Source organism: Psychrobacillus sp., from assembly GCF_032154225.1.
GTDB lineage: Bacteria > Bacillota > Bacilli > Bacillales_A > Planococcaceae > Psychrobacillus.
On sequence record NZ_JALDYF010000013.1, the window covers coordinates 61,099 to 82,147 of the forward strand.

A 21,049-nucleotide genomic window follows, 5' to 3' on the forward strand; every position below is an offset into this window, starting at 1 on the left:
TTCTCTCCGTTAATCCTTACTTCCCTCAAACTTTTTCATTGTAGCCTGTCCTTCTTGACTAATACCTTCACTGATAAACACTTTTTTCACTGTCATAAACAATATCTTCATATCTAACCACAATGAATGGTTTTCCACATACCAAACGTCTAACTCAAACTTCTCTTCCCAAGAAATTGCGTTACGGCCGTTTATTTGAGCCCAACCTGTAATACCAGGGCGAACATTATGCCTCTTTGCTTGTCGTTCATTATACAAAGGCAAGTACTCCACTAACAATGGACGGGGACCAACAAAACTCATATCACCTTTTAACACATTCCATAGCTGTGGTAACTCATCCAAACTCAATTTCCGTAACACCTTCCCAAAGGAGGTCAATCGAACATCATCAGACAGTAACTTACCATGGGTGTCACGTTCATCCGTCATAGAACGGAATTTATATACATAAAAAGGTAGTCCTTTTAAGCCAGGTCGTTGTTGTTTGAACATAACAGGAGAACCTATTTTCAAACGAATAAGTAAAGATGTTAGAGCAATTATTGGCGATAAAAAAAACAACAACAATAAACTAAAAAACAAATCAAATAGCCTCTTCAATTTTTCTCCCCTCTTAACTTCACGTTTTTTCAAAGTAGTAATCCTATTAAATTTTTGTATAATAAGTATTTTCAAGCAATTCATAAAAATAAGTCTTATACTTCTCAACTCCTGGTTAATCAAAAGGATTTCCGTTTCATAAATAAAGACTCATGGCACAGGAAATTTGGAAGAAATAATTAAGGTAGTCAATGTGATAAGTAACGTGCCTCCACTAATCCTGTTAACTGCTTCATCATCCAAATAATTCAAACTACCTTGAATATACTGACCACGAGAGTATAGGTCTGTTGGATATGTGACGAAAACAGGAAAGATACTGCGCCCTCTCTTCTCTTCTCTTTCTCCAAATAATTATTTTCCGTCAATTTTGAAAAGTTTCAAAACTTGAAGAATGGATATCTAAAATCTCAATTTTATATCCTTCTGTTAATAAGAGACTTTTTAAAGTGGCGTACTGATAATTAATATTATCACTCTGTTCTTCATGCATGATATGTCTTCTGCAGCTGCCTTTGCCCTATTTTAAGACCAAGAGATAAGAGGTCAACTACTATTAAAACAGAACATCTGGCTCATATATCATCAGTTACATCAAATGTTGCTAATTCTACCTTAGTTGTCATTTCTCTAAGAGCTCCTCCATAAGAATCAGTTATTGCAACGATATAATTTTCCATTAAAACCATATTTAACTAATTTATACAGGTAATAAGAAAAGCATTTAGTAATAACAATAACCGCTACTTCTATTTTATCCATGTAACATTAGGATTGTCTTAAATAGATTCAACTTAAATTTCGTTCTGCATAAAACACTTCTAGATCACCAGACCTTCTTTCAAAATAAGGAAAAAGTGCACCTAGGGGCAGCTTTAGTACCTAAAAAAGGGCTATCTACTTCTATTATATTTACTAGCTCAACCACTTCTCTTAAACTATTAGCTAAGGAATAAAGCTGGAAATGTATACACTTGAAATATCTAATGGATATTCATCTCTCCTATATAATCAGCACCTAATAATCAACCATTTCTAATGTTTATGCATACTTTTTTTCACATTTTCTTCAAAGAGGTTTTCTAGAATCACTTGAAACATTTTGCACAAATTCAAATAGCGGATTATAAATTTTTGCTCTATCCAAGGTTTCATTAATATAATTTTCTATATTTTTTTTGTACCAGTTTCTGTCTTCACGTAAATTTATAGTAATCTGTTTTATTGCAGAAAATAGTGAATCAATATCTGATGCAATATAATCAACACCTATATCATTTTGCAAAACATCTTCGGAAAATTCTCCTTCTAAACTATTTAAAACTGGAAGACCACTAATTAAGTAATCCACAGATTTATAAGAATATTTCACATTAGTATTTCTTTGAAATGAATTTATACCTATATCAAAGGATTTTAATACTGAAATATATTCCAAATAGCTAGTACGATTTAAATGTGTAATTAAATCAGGGTATTCTAGCGCAGCTTCCTTTATCATAAATTCTTTTTCTCCATTTCCAAAGAATACAAATTCAAGATTACTTTCTCTAAAACTCGAATCATAACTTTTAATCATTCTAATAATGGTATCTAGATCATAATTCACACCAAGAGTACCCGCAAAAACTAACCTTATTTTCTTATCATCCTTTTCATTCATCGGCAAAATGGACCTTAAATTAGTGATATCTGCACCTAATAATATAGAGTGAGATTTAATACCAGGATTTAAAAAGCCTTTATGATCATCTTTATATTGTCTAGATTCCGCTAAAAGTAAATCACAATTCCTTACAGCAATATGTCTCATTTCTCTCCATAAAAAGAAAAATGGTAAAGAAAGAAATCTAATAAGAGTATTTAAAATAGGAAACAATGATTCTGGCCATGTATCATGTATATCTACTATGTAGGTAAAGTTCTTACGCTTCTTTAAAATGGCTAAAAGCATAGCAAGAGTATTAGAAGGAATGGCTACTATTAAAATATCTCCTTTATCAACATTCTTTTTTAAATACTTATATGATCTCAATGCATACAAAAAATGAGAAAATACTCTTCTAACTGAAGCGTTCTTATGATATCCGGGTTCATCAATTAATGTTATATCTTGATTTTCTATGTTTTTGGTTGATTTGGTTACATGACTAAAAGAACTAGTTACAAATCTAACATCATTTTGATAGTCATTTTTCAATTGATTAAATATATATGAATATCTATTAGATGTATCTGTACTAAATTTATCTGTAAACTGTGAAACAACCCAGATTTTACTCAAACTTGTAACCCCCACTTTTAAGTATATTAGAATATTTATATTAATATCTTGGATAATACTTATCTTGATAACCATTCAAAAATAATATTATGTACAAATACAGGATATAAAATTTCATCATAAGATAATAGAACAATAAATACTATATTTGATATTATTATTAGAGAAAAAAATAAAATACTGTGCACAAACTCATTAAGATTTGTTGTAAATCTATTTCTTGGTTTCATCATTGTAAACACAATTAAATTTAATGGTATTAGATTTCTAAAAAGTCTCAAAAAATTGATATCCATTGAAATAAACACTAATGAAATAGTACCTAAAATATTTATCTTAAGAATTAAATTAGCAAATTTACCCTGATCATATTTTCTCAGTCCATAACTGTCTGAAAATTCTTTATACTTATTAGTATTCATTTTGCGAGCAACATAACCAATTAATAAAATATTAGTGAAAATGTATAAAAATAATATAAATGTAACAACTGGGCTTTCTGAGTTAGATAAGTACACCCCATACCTTTCCAAGTTTAAAATTTGACTAAATACGGACACTATTGCTGATTTACCAATTAACGCTACGATTAAAAAACTAAAACTAAAAAAAATAATTTTTCTAATACTTTTTATTTTCGTTAGCAATAATATTAAGTAAAATAGTGCTGTCTTGTGAAAGCAAAAAGCTAAAAAAATAAAAAAGATATATTTCAATAAATCTTTTAATTTTCCGCTCACTAGATAAGGGATTGAATATATTAAAATAGCCATAGCCATAAAATTTCTTATTTGAACAATATCAATTAAAAAAGGAAAAATAAATATCAACATCAGTGCTAGAGTATCGTTATTAGAATATTTTTTTATTGTACTAGCTATCAATAACATACCTACTAAAGAATAAATCATTAAAAATGTGTTGTAACTTAAACCCATTAAGCTACATATTTTCGAAAAAATATAAAATCCTACTTCCGTATTTCTGCTACTAAATTCAGAAATATCATTATACAATCGTGAGTAATTTGCATAATCAGCGTTCCATGTGTTTCCACCAAATAATAACCACATTATTATAAATAAGAAAATAAACGACAAACTAAATTTTTTTTCAATACCTTTCTCATTGTGCATTAGAAACACCAACAATTCTTAATATTTTCAGTTTGAACAAATTTTAAAAGCTAGATTAGGACTGTATTCAATTTTTTAACGTTTAGATTTTTGTTTAATAACTATTTACATCGAATATTTTTTTATTTTAATCTTTTTTTATTTATTATTGCAATAATATCTACCAATACACTTTCAAAGGCTCTATTTACGAATAAATTAAATTTAAATATTGTTTTAAAACATCCTAATAAATTTCCTTTTTTTAAGTTCTCTTGTCTTTCTTCATAGCTTTTTATCATTTTTTCAAAGTATTCATTTATTGATTTCCTATAAATATCGTCGCTATTTCCATATTCAATATACTCAGATATTCTATACATAGTAATTCTTTCTTTTTTTGCATTTTCATATGCACTAATACGACTTTCGATATCAAAGTTCCTAGACAACCCTAAAGTATTTTCTGAATGTAACCTATATAAAATTGTCGGAGTATTGACAAAATAAAGTCCATCATTTAAGGCAGCAATAAGGTTAATTTTCCAATCATGTACTAATGCAAAATCATCAACTTTTCCAAGCTTATTAATGAAAATATCTTTTGTTTCCTTTCTAAAAGCACTAGTACACCCTGGTGAAACATTATAAGTAATTAGAGTAAATGGTGATATCTTTACAATTTCCCCTGATTTAATTCTCTTTCTTATAATACCATTATTTGAGGATAGAAAATTCTCGTAGGATTTAATACTATGGCCGTATGAGTCTATTTTATTGAAACTTGATGATAAAGCTTGGATATTTGGGTTTTCTATCATCAAGTTACTCATTAATTCTATTTTTTGGGGCAACCATATATCATCTTGGTCACATAAAAAAATTATATCACCAGCAACCAAAGAAATAGCTTCAAAAAAAGAGTTCAAATGACCTCTATTTTCTTCGCATCTAATTAATTTCCATCTATCATTTAATCCATAATCTTTTATAAAATTATCAACTATTCGGCATGTACTATCGCTAGAGCCATCATCTACAATTATTACTTCATCAGGTAGGCATGTTTGATTTAATAAGGAAATAAGCTGCTTTTCTACATACTTTTCACCATTATAAGTAGTCATAGCTACAGAAATCATTTTTTAAGTTTCCTTTCTATCCTGAATTTAGATTTTATATTTTTCAACTTTAAATCTAATGCCATCATAGATACCTTGAACAATTTTAATAAGTAAGTTTAACTTGCTTTTTTCAAATACTAGCTTTGGAATAGTTATACAAGCTGTAATTACAATCTCTTTAATAATAGAATTATATAATCGATATTTCTTCGAAATAATAATTCTATTTCTTGTCATATAGTATTGTCGCATCAAAGAATGGTTACTCCGGTAATATCTTTTTATTGTCCATCTACCGGAGTTATCTCTATGTGGTCGAAAAATAAAGGTAGGTTCTGCCTTCCCAACCTCCTGTAGCAAATATTCAGTATTGACCCTTACCTGACTATAGCCATTTATCCTAATACGAATACTATAATCAATATCAACACCATCAATAAACAAATCTTCATCAAACTTACCTATCTCTTTCCAAACACTCAATCTAATAAGTGAACCCGATGTTATTGCCCAATTAACATGTGAATATCTAGGTAGATTTATACTGAAAAAGTCTTCTAAACTCATTTTATTAATATCTACAATATATGGTGTGAGTAGCGCAATTGTAGTATCTTCTGTATAGTTTTTATAACTTGAAATTAATGTATCTGAACATATACTATCTTGATCTAGGAGAAGTACCCATTTGTAATCTTCACTAATTGACTTTTCACAAATTTGATTTAGTGCTGCAGCAATGCCTATATTATCTCTATTCCTAATTAACGAAACATTCTCGTATTCTAATAAAAGTTGTGATATTTCATTTATGTTATCTGAATTATTATCAACTAGAATAATTTTAGTTACCTGTCTTTTTATTGCATCAATATTTTCTTTAAGCCTATCAATCTCTGGATTATATAACACAATACCTGCATAACAATACATTTAGTACTCCTAACCATTGAATATTTTATTATTCTTTTACTACAATTTTTCATAGAGATTGTAAAAGTAACACAGAAAATAATAATAACTGTGTTTAATGTTAAGACATTTGAGTAGTATCATACGATTTAATATCTATTTTGCTAGTTCTTTTAAAAACCGTTCTAATGAATTTTTCCAATGAGGTAATCTTTGAAATCCATTATCATTTATTTTTTGCTTAAACAAACTTGAGTTTTTTGGTCTTCTTGCTTTAGTTGGATATTGTTCACTTGTAACATGGCTAACAAATACATTTATATGCGACAATTTGAAAATTTCCTAAGCAAATTCTCCCTAATTACAATACCCTTCATTCGTAGCATGATATATGCCATAATTCTGAGTATCAATTAAGTCTAATATTAATTTCAATATGTCAATTGTATATGAAGGAGATCCATATTAATCATCAACAACGTTAATTTCTGATCTAGTTTCACTTAATTTTAACATTGTTTTAACAAAGTTATTTCCATAAGCTCCAAACACCCAAGAGATAAGTACTATAAAGTACTGCGAATGGAATTCACGTACTAATTTTTCTCCTTCTAATTTTGATTTACCATATATGTTAATTGGGTTTGTTTGTTCTTTTTCGTCAATTGGTTCTGTTGCTGTACCATCAAACACATAATCTGTAATAACATATACTAATTTAGATCCAACTGTTTCAGTTGCAACCGCAACATTACGAGTACTAACTGCATTAACTTAAAAATGCTTGTTCTGGTTCATCCTCTGCTTGATCTACCTTTGTATATGCGGCAGTATGAATAACCACATCTGGTTAAATAGAAACTATTACATCGTTTACTTGCTCTTGATTTGTAATACCTAATTCTTGAGGTCCAAAGCCAAATATCTCGAAATCCCTTTCTTGTAATTGAAGGACAACATCGGTACCGAGTTGTCCTTTTGCGCCAGTTACTAATACTTTCATAGCTTTTCACCATATTGATTTTTATAGTAGTTCATATATGAACCTGATTTAATATTTTTCCACCAGTCACGATTATCGATATACCATTGAATTGTTTCCACAATCCCTGTATCAAATGTATATTGTGGTTTCCAGCCAAGCTCATTTTCTAGCTTCATTGGATCAATTGCATAACGTCGATCGTGCCCAAGACGATCCTCTACGTATTGAATCAACTCTTTAGAGACACCTAGTTTCTCAATAATCAAATGCACTATGTCGTTATTTGTACGCTCATTATGTCCACCAACATTGTACACTTCACCTGCTATACCTTTATGAATTACTAAATCAATTGCTTCACAATGATCTTTTACATGTAACCAATCGCGAACATTTTTTCCATCTCCATAGATTGGTAAGTCTTTTCCTTCCAACGCATTCGTTACCATTAAAGGTATTAGCTTTTCTGGAAAGTGGTATGGACCGTAGTTATTTGAGCAACGTGTGATATTCACATTCATGTTAAAAGTTTCAAAATACGAACGTACTAACATATCTGCCCCGGCCTTACTAGCAGAATATGGACTATTTGGTGCAAGTGGAGTTGTTTCAGTAAAATAGCCTGTTTCTCCTAAACTGCCATATACCTCATCAGTAGACACTTGGACATATTTTTTGATATGATTTGCTTTTGCAACATCAAGCAAGTTTTGTGTCCCCAATACATTCGTTTTCACAAAAACACTTGGGTCTGTGATACTACGATCCACATGTGATTCCGCTGCAAAGTTTACAATTACATCTATATCATATTTTTTAACTAAATAATCAACTAACTCGTAATTACATATATCTCCTTTAATAAAATGATGTTGTATATTTTTTTCTAAATCTGATAAGTTTTCTAAATTCCCCGCATATGTAAGGACATCCAAATTTACTACTGTACAATCTGGATATTTCCCAAGTATATGATGTACAAAATTACTACCTATAAATCCTGCTCCACCTGTTACAAGCAAATTTAAATTAGACATTTTACACCTCTTCTTGTAAATTTTCTATAAATCGTTTCACTGCATTTTCCCATCCAGGTAGTCTTTTAAAACCATTATTCTCTAGTTTATCTTTTGACAGTCTGGAATTATTCGGTCTTTTTGCTCTAGTTTGAAATTGAACTGCTGGAATAGGTTTAACTTTCACTGTAAGATTCGCCTGTCTAAATATTTCAGTTGCAAAATCAGCCCAACTACAAAAGCCTTCATTAGATGCATGGTATATACCAAATTTTTCAGTTCTAATCATATCTAACAATAGTCTTGCTAAATCAACTGTATAAGTTGGTGATCCGACTTGATCACTTACTACGTTTAACTCATCTCTTGACTCAGCCAACTTCAACATCGTTTTCACAAAGTTATTTCCATTAATACCAAAAACCCAAGAAATTCTTACAATGAAAAATTCCTCAAGGTTTTCTTGAACAATTTGTTCACCTTGTAATTTTGTCAATCCATAATATCCAACTGGATTTACTTTATCTTCTTCTTTGTAAGGAGTAATTCCTTGTCCATCAAAAACATAATCAGTGCTTATATAGATAAACTTTGCTCTAACTAATTTGGCTGCTTCAATTAAATATCTAGTTCCGTTGACGTTTACATCCGAACAACGCTCTTGATCGTCTTCTGCTTTATCAACTGCTGTATATGCAGCACAGTGAATAATTACTTCAGGTTTTAATGCAGTAACATATTTCAGAACCTGATTACGATCTGTAATGTCCAATTCTTTCGAGCCAAAACCATGCATTTCATGCCCACGAAAAAATCCTTCTTTGACCACATCAAAACCTAATTGACCACTTCTACCTGTCACAAAAATCTTCATTAAACTTCACCATAAACAAAGTTATGATCTGAATCTTCTAAAACTGGAGCCTGCTCATCCTTTAAGGATAACACCGGAATGATATCTAATGGCCATTCTACACCAATTTTCGGATCACTCCATAAGATTCCTCTATCATTCTCTGGAGAGTAGTATTGATCTACTTTGTACTGTACTTCAACATCTTCAGTTAATGTCATAAAACCATGCGCAAATCCTTTAGGAACCAGTAATTGTTTATAATTTGTTGCCGACAATTCTATTCCGACCCATTTTTTATAAGTAGGGCTATTTCTTCTAATATCTACAGCTACATCAAAAATTGCACCTCTCGTGCAACGTACTAATTTCGTTTGCGCCATCGGATTATTTTGAAAATGTAATCCTCTCAGTGTACCCTTTTGTGCTGAAAATGACTGATTATCTTGTACAAAATCAATATCTATTCCTTGCTTTTTAAAATTCTCTTGATGATATGTTTCAGTAAACCAACCGCGGTGGTCTCCAAATACATTTGGTTCTAATATCAAGATACCTTCAAGTTCTGTTTTAATAACGTTCATTCTAGCCCCCCCTCCTTAGCAGCCAATCTTAATAAATACTGACCATATTCATTTTTCTGAAGAGGTTGAGCAAGCTCAATTAATTTTTCTTTAGTAATGTAACCTTTGCGATAAGAAATTTCTTCTAAACAAGCTACCTTTAAACTTTGACGTTTCTCAACAGTTTCAATAAATGTAGAAGCCTCCAAAAGAGATTCATGAGTACCTGTATCTAACCAAGCAAAACCACGGCCTAACAACTCTACACTTAATTTTCCTCTTTTTAGATATTCTTCATTCACTGAGGTAATTTCTAACTCACCACGTTCTGAAGGTTTAATTTTTTTAGAAATTTCTACAACATCATTATCATAGAAATATAGCCCGGTTACAGCATAAGTAGACTTAGGATTATGAGGCTTTTCTTCTATTGAAATTGCCTTACCATCTTGATCAAATTCAACAACTCCAAAGCGTTCAGGATCTTTTACATTATAACCAAATACAGTAGCGCCTTCTGGCCGTGCTGAAGCTCGCTCTAACATGGATGTGAATTTATGACCATAGAAAATATTGTCTCCTAAAATTAGAGCAACTGAATCTTCTCCAATAAATTCTTCACCAATTAGAAATGCTTGTGCAAGCCCATCAGGTGATTCCTGTACTTCATAGTATAATGATATACCCAGGTCCTCTCCATCACCTAACAACTGCTCAAAGCGCGGTGTATCCTCTGGAGTTGAAATCACAAGAATTTCTTTAATTCCTGCCAACATTAATATCGATAACGGATAATAAATCATTGGCTTGTCGTAAATTGGCAAAAGTTGTTTCGAAATAACTTTTGTAAGTGGATATAAACGAGTACCGCTTCCTCCAGCTAGAATTATGCCTTTCACTAATGTCACGTTCCTTTCAAGTTAAATAATATTATTAGCGTTAGTTTAATCTAACCGAGATAATAGTTACTTTTTAAAAATTTTATAAATCTTTTTTAGTAGTTGAGTACTAGCCTTTCTACTCTTCATTGTTTGAAATGCAAGATATAAAAAGCTTAGTTTATACTTCAATCTCACTTTTGATAAAATAATTATAATTGGATCTTGAATACCAGTTATAATCAAGGGAAGATTTTCATTAAAATTACGTTTTTCAATTCCACTTAAATCCCCAAGGTTAATATCCTGATTTTCTTTTACTTTCAAATTTTCTTTAATAATAAATTCTATATGCTTCCCCCAGTTTGGGTTGCAATGTAAATCAGTTACTTCTTTTTTTTGTCTCATCCCTTTTTCCTTCAAACGCTCAGTATCATTTAAAAATTTCAGCAAATTTGATATATAATCTTCTTTACTCACAGAGGCATTTTCGACACTTTTATATTCGTCTAATACTAATTCTGGTAGTACTGGTTTAGGAGCTGGAAAAACCGGAATACCTCTAATCATGGCCCCTAGACAAGAGGTATGTGATCCAAAAGGAAACGATTCTATATACACATTAGCTAATCCATAATAAGCTTCAATATCCTTTTGCATTCCTACAATATGTACTCTGCCTTTAAGTTCATTTGGAATATACTTCCAATACAACTCCTTGTTGCTTGGTCCAACAATTACAAGATGGGTATTTTTGTTCTGTCTCAAAACCTCTGTAAATATTCCTTTGAAATCAAATTCTTGGAAAGGAGTGAATTTATAACTAGAAGCAATACATAATAAAACTGTAGCGTTTCGTGGTATTTTATATTGCTCTCTAAATCTTTTTTTCTTATCACAAGAATACTTCGAAATATTTTCAGAGAGTGGTATTCTCATTAGCTCACTATTTCTTATTCCTCTATATCGTTTAGAAATATTTTGACCTGATTTAGTAATTTCCAAACACAGATTTGTAATAGATGACCCTAGCCAAAAAACATGATCTGCATGATTCACCGTTATAACTAGACTATCTATACCACCGCTGAAAGCCAAAATAGGTATTGGATCATTTGGATGTGTATGTAGGACAACCACGTCAAAATCATTGAGGACTTTTTTACGAAGATGTTCCGCTTTCAACAGATAATTATCATCTTTATCTAATATTTCAAAATGGCCATTTCGAGATTCCACTGTTGACTTAAGCCACTCTGGAACTTCTTCATCTTTACTTTGATTTAAGATGATAAGAGAATGGATACTAAATGTTGACTTCATCATATTATCCACTAACTTTGTGTGACCCCCTACGAGGTAAGCTTCTGTCATTACGTGTAGTATACTTAATTCAGTAGATGTCGCATCACTTTTGATTTCTTTCTTTCTTCCCTGTATATTAGCTTCAATTCCTATTTTCGCTATTAATTCCTCTAACTCCAAATCTACGTAAACACCAAAATTATTTGTCCATGCTATAGTGGCAGCGATTTGTATCCATTCAATTGACTTATTATACTGTTTTTTAGCATAGTATTTTTGGGCTTGTTTTTTCGCATAGCTATAATACTCAAAATTCCTTTTGAAAGTAGTTAACAAATTTATCTCTCCTCCCCTAATTTTTATCCAACCTTCATTTTTTAGGACTACTTAAGATGTCTTTAAATACGGTTGACATCGTAACTAAATATATTAAGTAACTCAACGCATAAGCTTGGGTTACACCAATAAGTCCATTTATCTGTGTTAACCAAATAGTCAATACATAAAAAGATAATGAAAATGCAATTTCAGTTACAATAAAAGTTTTTGTCATTGCTTTTGCAATCATTAAGAATGACAATGTCCAACTCAGCATTTTGAAAAAATCCCCTATAAGTTGGAACAAGAACAACGATCTCATTTCATAAAAATCTGGTGTAAACAAAACTAGTATAATAAAATCACGTAAGAAGTAGATTCCACTAGCAGTGATGACTACAAATGGAATAATAATTTTATAGCCTGATAAGATTTCTCTTCTTAGTTCTTCTTTTTTTTTAAGTTCTGAAAGTTTAGGTAGATAATAAGTCGAAAATGCAGTTGTTAGTACCATTAAATACATCGTAGATATCATCCACACTGATTGCCAATAGCCTGCCTGTTCAATTGAGAACATTAAAATTAAGTGATTTCGTATTAATATTTGTGTAAAAGATACAGCTATTACAGATACAATCGCCATTAGCGAGAAGGCAAAAAGTTTTCGGAAGTACATTTTATCTACAATTTTATTGAATCGTATATTTATGTTCAGCTTTTTTACTGCTATAGGTAATGTAATAAATAAAATAAATGCTTGTACAAATACCATTGCCAAAAGTGCACCAAAAACCTGATATTTTATCGTCAAAATAGAAGTAATAAGCAGTGATAATAAACTACTTGATATATTAATAGCTATGAAAAGCTTAATTTTCTTCATGCCATTTATGATGGAAAGAAGTACGGTATTTAACCCACTGAAAATAAGTGTAATTCCCAAAATTTTAAAAATAATTGAATACTTTTCTGTTTGGAAAATCCAGCTCGAAAAATAAGCACTTCCTAAAAAAACAATCCCACCTAATATCAGTGAAAAAAATAATGTAATTAAGAATGCTGCATTGATAACATCAGTTCTTTTTTGATCATCTTCATTATATTCAGCTACATATTTAGTAACTCCCGAATTGATAGCACCATTACCAATTGTCGTAATAATTCCTAAAAAGTTTTGAAACTGCCCTATCAATGCTACTCCAGCTGGCCCAATATACACTGCTATAATTTTATTGATGACTAGTCCTGATGCCAATTTAATTACTGTAGAAATTGCTGATAGTAAACTTGTTTTCAAGAAGTTCATGCCTATACCAACTATCCGTTATATTTATTAATTGCTTCAATTATTTTCTTAGTTTCTTCTTCTGTTTGCACAGATGAAATAGGGAGACTTAATATCTCAGAATGTATTTTCTCTGATATAGGATAAGTAAAACTTTCCCACTCGTTATACGCTGCTTGTTTATGCGGAGGTACTGGGTAATGTATAACCGTTTGTATACCATTATCTAAAAAATATGTTTGCAAACGATTTCTTTCTTTTGTACGTACTACAAATACATGCCAAACTGTTTGCTCCGTATCAGTTGGTTTCTTTGGAAGAATAATAGATGGATTAACGATTTCGGCTAAATATCTATTAGCAATAATTCTTCTTATCTCATTCTCTCCATCTAAATGTGGCAATTTAACTTGTAGTAATGCTGCTTGCATTTCATCTAGTCGATGATTATAGCCTTTATATAAATTTTCATATTTTTTATGTGATCCATAATTACGTAACGCTATTAATTTGGTAGCTAGGTCATCATCATTTGTTGTAATCGCTCCCGCATCACCTAACGCTCCTAGATTCTTTCCTGGGTAAAAACTAAAACCTGCAGCATCCCCTAAGTTTCCAGTTCTTTTACCATTATAAATAGCTCCATGTGCCTGAGCCGCATCTTCAATTACTTTTAATTGATGCTTTTCAGCGATTTCAAGAATTAGATCCATATCAGCTACTAAACCATATAAATGTACAACTAAAATGGCTTTTGTTGACGAGGTAATTTTTGACTCTATTAAACTAGGATCAATATTGTAACTCTCTATATTTGGTTCTACTAGAATCGGTGTTGCTCCAACTTCAGAAATAGCTAAAACCGACGCAATATATGTATTAGACGGAACAATTACTTCATCTCCTGGCCCAATCTCATATGCTCTCAATATTAATTTCAATGCATCTAAGCCATTACTTACTCCGATACAATGACGTACACCACAATAAGCTGCAAATTTTTGCTCAAAAGCTGTTACTTCCTCACCGTTAATATACCAGCCACTATCAATAACCCTAGTTGCTGCTAGTTTCAACTCTTGAGAATGTTGTTCATTTACTTTTTTTAAATCAAGAAATGGAATCATATTCTATGCCCCTCAACAAAATTAATGTTTATCTAATTGTTATAAAATTGTGTTTGAAAAATAACTTTTACTTATAATTAATAATATAGTATCTCTTCTATTTTTTCTGTTTCGGTTTTTGTATAATTTAATTTAAGATAGTCGAATATATTATAATTTTTATAATCTTTTTTATTTATATCTGCGCCTTTTGATAATAATAGATGAATGAGCTTATACTCTTTGTTCTTAATACAATAATCCTTTGCATACATTAAAGGGGTCGTGCCTTTAAAATTTGAAAGATTTGGGTCTGCACCATTCTCCAAGAGTAAATTAACTATATTATAGTTACCATGATAGCTAGCAACTATTAACGGAGTCCACCCTTTTTCATTTTGATCATTTAGATTATAGTTAAACTCTATAAATTGTCTAACTTTATTAATGTCATCCATTTCACATGAGTAAATCAAGTCTGCTAAATTATCTTTATAGCATTTTATATCATAATCTACCGTACTAAGCTCCATAGACCATTCATCTTCTTTTAATATAGTTCCATGCTTTTGTAATGATCTACTATTTTTAATTTCAATATGTGTTATAGATTGGTTATTTATTTTTGGCAATTGATACTCTCTAAATACTAAGGAACGTACTTGATTTTTAATATCAAATGCAGTTTGATTTAAGTCTATTTTGAGAGTTGAAAAATTGAGAGTTTTTTTTGAATAGTAACTTGAATATTGCGAAGGCTGAGGAGAACAAGTAATCTTTGAATTTACTAATTCATGAAACCACTCTTTAATAAGTACTATGCCATTTTCTAAATATGCAGAATAAAGTTCTCTACAAGTCATTCCTGAACCAATTATAAACTTCTTTTGCGCTATTATATTACCGGTGTCGATTCCATGATCTATTCGGTGAAGTGTCACCCCAGAATGGTCTTCTCCATTTCTTAGAGGCCAATAAGAAGTATACATTCCTTTATATTTCGGCAGTAATGAGAAATGTATATTGTACAAGTTGTCTGTATTGAATTTCTCAGGATCAATAATTTTATCAAACTCAAGAGATAGAAATATCAAATCATCTATATTATATGCATCTTCAAGAGTGATTACTTCTATCCCGTTATCATTACCAAATTTCCATAATGATTTTTGCCAACTATCCTCACATGTATCTGTAGAATTTTTTATTAGCTTTAAACTCTTTTTTCCAAGTATATTTAAAGCATGCTCTGCAATTTCAACAGCAATGTCATTTTTACCAGCTATACAAAACAAAGTATCTCCTCCTGTGTCTCACACCTCTAATATATTTTAGTTCCCAGGAAAAATTTCTAAATATTTCCTCCTACAATGTAACCTTTTTCATGAATTCATCGTAATTTCTTATATAATCTTCTTCATCATAATATTCACTAGCAAAAACCATTAATACACAACCCTCACTAAAATCATGCATTTCACGCCAAATCATTTTCTCTACGAAGAGACCCTTTTCTGGCTTATCTAATATATACTCTGATTTCACATGCCCATCATCCAAAATTATTTTACAAGAACCACTAACACAAACTAATACTTGTTGAAGTTCTTTGTGAGCATGAAAACCTCGAGAAACGTCTTCTTTCGTATCATAAATATAGTAAACTCTTTTTAAATCGAAAGGGATAGATTTGTTTGACTCTAGTGAAATTAATGAGCCACGGTTATCCCCTTTTACTTCAAAATTGAATATTAGATTTTCCATGTATTTACTTCCTTTTCAAGGATTTATTATAACTTCATTTTCAAAAAGTTATGGCATTAAACTATGGAAGTAGCCTTTATTTCTTCTTCACTTCCAATATTCCTTTGTTTAGCAGTTCTAATTAGTAAGTCCTTCAATTCATCATTCGAAAGAACAGGGATTTTCCCTAGCAATCCTTGCAATTCACTATCCGTAATTGGTATTGCTCTTCCAACGTAAATTTTAGGAAATACCACTTCACTTTGTATTTCATTTTCATTCAGTAATTCTTCGTACAATTTTTCACCAGGTCTAATACCAGTAAATTCTATCTTTATTTCATCCTCTGTATATCCAGATAGTCGAATAATATCTTTTGCTAAATCTACAATTTTAACAGGCTCACCCATATCTAACACAAATATTCTTCCACTATTCGCAAGGGTCCCTGCCTGTATAACAAGTCTAGACGCTTCAGGAATTGTCATGAAGTAGCGGGTCATTTCAGGATCAGTTACCGTAACAGGTCCCCCCTGTGCAATTTGCTTTTTAAATAAAGGAATAACCGATCCTCTTGAGCCAAGTACATTACCAAAGCGTACTGCTGCAAACTTTGTTTCGCTTTCTTTCGCTAAATTTTGCACAATCATTTCAGCGAAACGTTTTGTTGCACCCATCACATTTGGTGGATTTACCGCCTTGTCTGTTGAAATCATCACAAAATAGCCCACTCCAAAAGTATCTGCTGCTTCTGCTACATTTTTCGTACCGAAGATATTATTCTTCACAGCTTCCATTGGATTGTACTCCATTAGAGGTACATGCTTATGTGCAGCAGCGTGATAAATAACATCTGGCTTATATTCAGATACAATATCAAATATTCGATTTCTATCTTGTACATCTGCGATGAGTGGAATAATTTCTGTATTCTCAGTGAAACTTTGACGAAGTTCCATATCAATTTGGTATATAGAATTTTCTCCGTGTCCTAAAATAAGAATCTTTTTTGGTTCAAACTTCATCACTTGACGACAAATTTCTGAACCTATTGATCCGCCCGCACCTGTTACTAAAATTGTTCTGTTAGTTAGTTTCTCAGAGATAGATTCCATATCCAACTCTACTTCTTCTCTTCCAAGCAAGTCCTCGATTTTCACTTCTCGCATCTCGTTAACAGACAATTTACCAGTCATTACTGCTTCTATACTTGGCATAATTTTTACTTTTGCTTTTGTTTTTGAGCAATGTTCAAATATACCTTGTATGTTTGCTTTAGTTAATGAAGGGATCGCAATAATGATGTGATCAATTGCGTATTTCTCCACAATTTTTGGAATATCACTTACAGTACCTTGAACAGTTATATCTAGTACTTTCAGTTTCTGTTTATTTAAATCATCATCAACAAAGGCAATTGGTATTAAATCCGAGTTTACTGATTGTCTCATCTGCTTTGCTAACACTGTACCTGCTTGTCCAGCTCCTACAATAAGTGCTCGATATTTTCGTTGATGCGTATTTTGCATTTTTTGTTCACTGAACACTCTCAATGCAAACCTAGATCCACCAATTGCAATTATGTGCAGCATCCAAGTAACTGCCATCACACGGAAATAAACATCTTTTTGCACTGCATATTGCATTATACTTGCTGTACCAACAGAAATTATCACAGAATAAACAATCGTTAACAATTCACTTACAGATGCGACACTCCAAATTCGATCGTATAAATGAAAATAATAAGCAGCTATATGATGAGAGATTAGCAATGTAATCGCACTGAGTATAAGAGTAGGAAGTGAGTAAACAGTTAGTGTCGGATGTAATAGAAAATAACTAAAGAAAATAGCAGTAATTACTATGATAGAATCTAATATTACAAATGTTGCTATTCTTAGCCTATATCCCATATTCAACACTCCGTTTCTATTTATTTTCAGGACTTGTTTCTTTCCAGTACTTTCTTATAAATACAATTCCTACACCGATCATTGCCCCCATTACTACACCTATAGCGATATTTAAAAGTGTATTTGGTGAACTTGCACCCATTGCAACAGTTGGCTCAATAATTGTTTTAATTAAAGGATCCGGTCTAAAACTTTCGATATTTGTTAGTACTGTTTGATATTGATCTAATACTTTTCTATATTCTACTGATTTTGATTCAATTCGTGCTTGTAATTGCATTAATTCATTTTGAATTTCTCCATCTACGTTTACAAGAGACGTCTGCTGTTCTTCCGTTAAGTTGACAATCAACTCCTTAGAAATCATTGATTGAAGAATCAATATTTCAGGTAAGTTGTTTGTTTGGACAGTTGAATTATATAGCTTGATCAAATCTCTAATTTCATTGGAAAGCTTTTGACTTTCTTTTGTATATGAGTCTGCTAATAAAGTAAACTCCTTTTGAAGTGATTCCGACATAGCTATTTTTTGTTTTTCAATAAGAGTTGCTAATACTTCTTTTGACTTTTTAGCATCACTACTTGTATAAGTAAATGATATCATATTAGTAGTTGGATCTATGTTTATACCAAGATTTTTATTACTAACATTATGTTTCCCATCTACATTAAATATTTGATCAATAAATGCTTGGTTTTTTATTCTTTCAGCAAAAATTTGACTTGTAAATTCACTATCTATGTATTGTTTTACAAGACCCTCTGCCGCAGTATTAGAAGTTATTTGAACTACGGCATTTGATTCGTACTTTTCCTCTAAAACAAAGATACTTATTAGTAATGCGACTAGTATTGCTACAATTATCGATATTACTACAATAATCTTGCCTTTCCAAACTATTTCAATAAGTTCCCTTAAATCAATTGTTTCTTCATTCATGATATCTCATTCCCATCTTGGGTATTTGCTATTGCATATATAATTGCTGTTGCTAATAGCGGAACAATTGTCGCTCCAATGACAGAGTCATTTAATAATGCTTGGATAAGAAAAGCTCCCCATCCTAATGTAAAGGCCCATATTTTTGGCGACTGTTGATCTTTTAAAACATATTTTCCTAGCTTAAACGTGTATATTACAACAATGCTAAGAAAACTTAGTAAACCCAAAAAACCTGTTCCATATAAAAGCCCTATAAACAAATTATGTGGCTTATCAATTAAGACTGTTTCATACATAAAACCATCTCTTTTATTAATATCATTTTGCGGAAAATGATAGATTAAAGTATCGAGCCCATATCCAGTAATAGGTTTTTCTTTTATCAAAGTTATCATATTCTCCCATATATACACTCGACCTGACCCTCCAGACATTGTTCTTTCAGGCAGTACAGGCAATTCAAGCGTAGGATCAGCAGCAGAAACTTTATTATCTATTCTCCCTAATTCTTTGAACGTTTCTTCTACTTGCACAAAAGGATTCTTTTTCGTGAAAAATCCGAATGATTCCGTCCAAACTTGTGGATTATGCTTCGCAAGTACAGTTGTTGAGATAGTGGCTAATAAGATAAAACTACCTAACCATACTAGTGACTTTTTCATGTTTTTTTTCATTAAAATTAGTATTAATAGAAGAACTAACATTAATAGCAGACTAACAAATCCACTTGTCGAAATAGAAGCAAGAATAGTTGAAAAGGCAGCAATTGCCGTTAGTAAATTAACTATTTTCGATTTTATTGAACCATGGAATACTGCTAGTGTTAAAAATAGTATTGCCATTACTGCTGAGTAGCCACTCATGTAGTTCCATTGATTTAGTGTACCAGTTAATATCGAGCCTTCTCCTATCGACATTTCATCCATTAAGAATAGCGTAAATAACTTATGCACTACTGAGTTTTCAAGGATATTAATACCATATAGATTCAGCAATGAAATAATGACGTTAACCCAAACAAATGGATACGTTGCATATACTAAATAATTCAATGCTTTTTTCGGGTAAGTAATATTAAGTGCAATAAACATTAAGACTGCATAAGCTATAAATGTCAAAGCGCCATCATGGCGATTGTAAATACCCCACATTGCAATTGTTTTATATTCTGCAAATACAACTGATAGTGAAAGTGCGAAGATAAATATAGCTATTGCATATAAAGGTGGACTCCACTTTATTTTGTAATTAAGAAAAAATACTTTGTATAAAAATAATAGAAGTGTAATTATCATGACTAATAGTAGCAAACTGAATTTGAAAAATGTAAAGAAGTCTAACTGGTAGTTAGTTGAAGTAATTCCAACACCCGATATCGCTGGGCTTATAAATAACCTTGCCTTAGCTCCGATAATTAATGGGATTATCGCCAAAGCCACTAAAAAAAGTCTGAAAATTATTCGATCGGTTTTAATAGTCGATACTACATCTTCTTTTTCATCTCTTGCGATGTTTATACTTCTTGCTTTTAGTCCGCTCATTTTGTCGATCCTTTCATACCGCTAATAGAATCCTTTAGTTCGGTTATAGTTGCTTTAAAAGATTCATCTATTGGAAGAGTTAGCAATCGTTCAATGACAATAAGCGCATTGTCATATTGTTCATTGCTAGCAAGTGTAGTTGCATACTCATACATAAAGTTTATATTTTCTACTAAATATGGATTTAAATCTAAGGCTTTTGTATACATTGTTAGCGCAGTATTAAACTGCTGATACTTCAAATAGGAGTACCCTAGTCTATGTGTCACGTTGAAATCATCACCGTGTCTTTTATTCAGTTCTTCTAAGATTGGTAAAACATGCTCAATATCTCCTTCTTGCAGTAGAAGATTTGTTTCCTGATATAAAGCATAATCATCCATCAACTTCTCATCTTGTTTAGTAGCTTGATTTTGTGCATAAATTAAAATCGAACAAACAATTAAAATAAAAAGAGTAATAATAAAATTGGTATATTTTTTTTTTGTTTTAACTTTAAGCTTTAATTGATTCATTATTTTTTCCCCTTATTACAACGACATATCCTTAAAATTATATC

Annotated in this window: 18 protein-coding genes and 2 pseudogenes; all 20 read right to left on the reverse strand. The window is 31.2% G+C overall.

Annotated features, from left to right (window positions below):
* Positions 1-9: 9 nt before the first annotated feature.
* A complete protein-coding gene (locus tag RUH95_RS15365; RefSeq protein ID WP_313893773.1) occupies positions 10-603 on the reverse strand; it encodes a sugar transferase in 594 nt (197 codons plus the stop codon).
* A 1,069-nt stretch (positions 604-1,672) separates the two neighbouring features.
* Positions 1,673-2,887, reverse strand: a complete 1,215-nt coding sequence (locus RUH95_RS15370; RefSeq protein ID WP_313893774.1) for a glycosyltransferase family 4 protein — start codon at positions 2,885-2,887, stop codon at positions 1,673-1,675.
* Positions 2,888-2,946: 59 nt separating this feature from the next.
* On the reverse strand, positions 2,947-4,023 hold the full coding sequence (locus tag RUH95_RS15375) for an EpsG family protein (RefSeq protein WP_313893775.1): 1,077 nt from the start codon (positions 4,021-4,023) through the stop codon (positions 2,947-2,949).
* 122 nt (positions 4,024-4,145) lie between these two features.
* Positions 4,146-5,144, reverse strand: coding sequence for a glycosyltransferase (locus tag RUH95_RS15380; RefSeq protein WP_313893776.1), 999 nt, complete (start codon positions 5,142-5,144; stop codon positions 4,146-4,148).
* Positions 5,145-5,171: 27 nt separating this feature from the next.
* Positions 5,172-6,059: a glycosyltransferase family 2 protein gene (locus RUH95_RS15385; RefSeq protein WP_313893777.1), complete on the reverse strand. Its 888-nt coding sequence runs from the start codon at positions 6,057-6,059 to the stop codon at positions 5,172-5,174.
* A gap of 135 nt (positions 6,060-6,194) precedes the next feature.
* Positions 6,195-6,752, reverse strand: a pseudogene (locus tag RUH95_RS15390) (SDR family oxidoreductase); the annotation flags it as partial.
* 55 nt (positions 6,753-6,807) lie between these two features.
* Positions 6,808-7,041 (reverse strand): annotated as a pseudogene (locus tag RUH95_RS15395) (sugar nucleotide-binding protein).
* Entirely contained in the window at positions 7,038-8,060 is a 1,023-nt protein-coding gene (gene rfbB / locus RUH95_RS15400) for a dTDP-glucose 4,6-dehydratase (RefSeq protein WP_313893778.1), read from the reverse strand. The pseudogene RUH95_RS15395 and the gene rfbB overlap by 4 nt, the downstream one beginning before the upstream one ends.
* A 1-nt stretch (position 8,061) precedes the next feature.
* Positions 8,062-8,913: a dTDP-4-dehydrorhamnose reductase gene (gene rfbD, locus RUH95_RS15405; RefSeq protein WP_313893779.1), complete on the reverse strand. Its 852-nt coding sequence runs from the start codon at positions 8,911-8,913 to the stop codon at positions 8,062-8,064.
* Entirely contained in the window at positions 8,913-9,476 is a 564-nt protein-coding gene (gene rfbC / locus RUH95_RS15410; protein ID WP_313893780.1) for a dTDP-4-dehydrorhamnose 3,5-epimerase, read from the reverse strand. The genes rfbD and rfbC overlap by 1 nt, the downstream gene beginning before the upstream one ends.
* The gene (gene rfbA / locus RUH95_RS15415; RefSeq protein ID WP_313893781.1) at positions 9,473-10,354 is read right to left on the reverse strand and encodes a glucose-1-phosphate thymidylyltransferase RfbA; all 882 of its coding nucleotides are present in this window, start codon (positions 10,352-10,354) and stop codon (positions 9,473-9,475) included. Before rfbA ends, rfbC begins: the two co-directional genes overlap by 4 nt.
* A gap of 66 nt (positions 10,355-10,420) precedes the next feature.
* Positions 10,421-11,974 carry a glycosyltransferase gene (locus RUH95_RS15420; protein ID WP_313893782.1) on the reverse strand — a complete coding sequence of 518 codons (1,554 nt, stop codon included), beginning with the start codon at positions 11,972-11,974 and terminating at the stop codon, positions 10,421-10,423.
* Positions 11,975-12,008: 34 nt separating this feature from the next.
* Positions 12,009-13,262 carry an O-antigen translocase gene (locus RUH95_RS15425; protein ID WP_313893783.1) on the reverse strand — a complete coding sequence of 418 codons (1,254 nt, stop codon included), beginning with the start codon at positions 13,260-13,262 and terminating at the stop codon, positions 12,009-12,011.
* 11 nt (positions 13,263-13,273) lie between these two features.
* Complete coding sequence (locus RUH95_RS15430) at positions 13,274-14,368, reverse strand: DegT/DnrJ/EryC1/StrS family aminotransferase (protein ID WP_313893784.1); 1,095 nt, start codon at positions 14,366-14,368, stop codon at positions 13,274-13,276.
* Between the two features lie 77 nt (positions 14,369-14,445).
* Positions 14,446-15,642, reverse strand: a complete 1,197-nt coding sequence (locus tag RUH95_RS15435) for an ankyrin repeat domain-containing protein (protein WP_313893785.1) — start codon at positions 15,640-15,642, stop codon at positions 14,446-14,448.
* Positions 15,643-15,712: 70 nt separating this feature from the next.
* Positions 15,713-16,111 (reverse strand): sugar 3,4-ketoisomerase, encoded by a 399-nt coding sequence (locus RUH95_RS15440; RefSeq protein WP_313893786.1) that lies wholly within the window; start codon positions 16,109-16,111, stop codon positions 15,713-15,715.
* A gap of 56 nt (positions 16,112-16,167) precedes the next feature.
* Positions 16,168-18,006 carry a polysaccharide biosynthesis protein gene (locus RUH95_RS15445; RefSeq protein ID WP_313893787.1) on the reverse strand — a complete coding sequence of 613 codons (1,839 nt, stop codon included), beginning with the start codon at positions 18,004-18,006 and terminating at the stop codon, positions 16,168-16,170.
* A gap of 16 nt (positions 18,007-18,022) precedes the next feature.
* Complete coding sequence (locus tag RUH95_RS15450) at positions 18,023-18,946, reverse strand: Wzz/FepE/Etk N-terminal domain-containing protein (RefSeq protein WP_313893788.1); 924 nt, start codon at positions 18,944-18,946, stop codon at positions 18,023-18,025.
* Positions 18,943-20,490, reverse strand: coding sequence for an O-antigen ligase family protein (locus tag RUH95_RS15455; RefSeq protein ID WP_313893789.1), 1,548 nt, complete (start codon positions 20,488-20,490; stop codon positions 18,943-18,945). The genes RUH95_RS15450 and RUH95_RS15455 overlap by 4 nt, the downstream gene beginning before the upstream one ends.
* Positions 20,487-21,005 (reverse strand): tetratricopeptide repeat protein, encoded by a 519-nt coding sequence (locus tag RUH95_RS15460; RefSeq protein ID WP_313893790.1) that lies wholly within the window; start codon positions 21,003-21,005, stop codon positions 20,487-20,489. Before RUH95_RS15460 ends, RUH95_RS15455 begins: the two co-directional genes overlap by 4 nt.
* Positions 21,006-21,049 lie beyond the last annotated feature (44 nt).

Coding starts and splice junctions, on each gene's coding strand:
- RUH95_RS15430 (WP_313893784.1), bottom strand. CDS start 14,368: ATGATTCCATTTCTTGATTTAAAAAAAGTAAATGAACAACATTCTCAA.
- RUH95_RS15385 (WP_313893777.1), bottom strand. CDS start 6,059: ATGTATTGTTATGCAGGTATTGTGTTATATAATCCAGAGATTGATAGG.
- RUH95_RS15455 (WP_313893789.1), bottom strand. CDS start 20,490: ATGAGCGGACTAAAAGCAAGAAGTATAAACATCGCAAGAGATGAAAAA.
- rfbB (WP_313893778.1), bottom strand. CDS start 8,060: ATGTCTAATTTAAATTTGCTTGTAACAGGTGGAGCAGGATTTATAGGT.
- RUH95_RS15380 (WP_313893776.1), bottom strand. CDS start 5,144: ATGATTTCTGTAGCTATGACTACTTATAATGGTGAAAAGTATGTAGAA.
- rfbD (WP_313893779.1), bottom strand. CDS start 8,913: ATGAAGATTTTTGTGACAGGTAGAAGTGGTCAATTAGGTTTTGATGTG.
- RUH95_RS15445 (WP_313893787.1), bottom strand. CDS start 18,006: ATGGGATATAGGCTAAGAATAGCAACATTTGTAATATTAGATTCTATC.
- RUH95_RS15450 (WP_313893788.1), bottom strand. CDS start 18,946: ATGAATGAAGAAACAATTGATTTAAGGGAACTTATTGAAATAGTTTGG.
- RUH95_RS15460 (WP_313893790.1), bottom strand. CDS start 21,005: ATGAATCAATTAAAGCTTAAAGTTAAAACAAAAAAAAAATATACCAAT.
- RUH95_RS15425 (WP_313893783.1), bottom strand. CDS start 13,262: ATGAACTTCTTGAAAACAAGTTTACTATCAGCAATTTCTACAGTAATT.
- rfbC (WP_313893780.1), bottom strand. CDS start 9,476: ATGAACGTTATTAAAACAGAACTTGAAGGTATCTTGATATTAGAACCA.
- RUH95_RS15440 (WP_313893786.1), bottom strand. CDS start 16,111: ATGGAAAATCTAATATTCAATTTTGAAGTAAAAGGGGATAACCGTGGC.
- RUH95_RS15375 (WP_313893775.1), bottom strand. CDS start 4,023: ATGCACAATGAGAAAGGTATTGAAAAAAAATTTAGTTTGTCGTTTATT.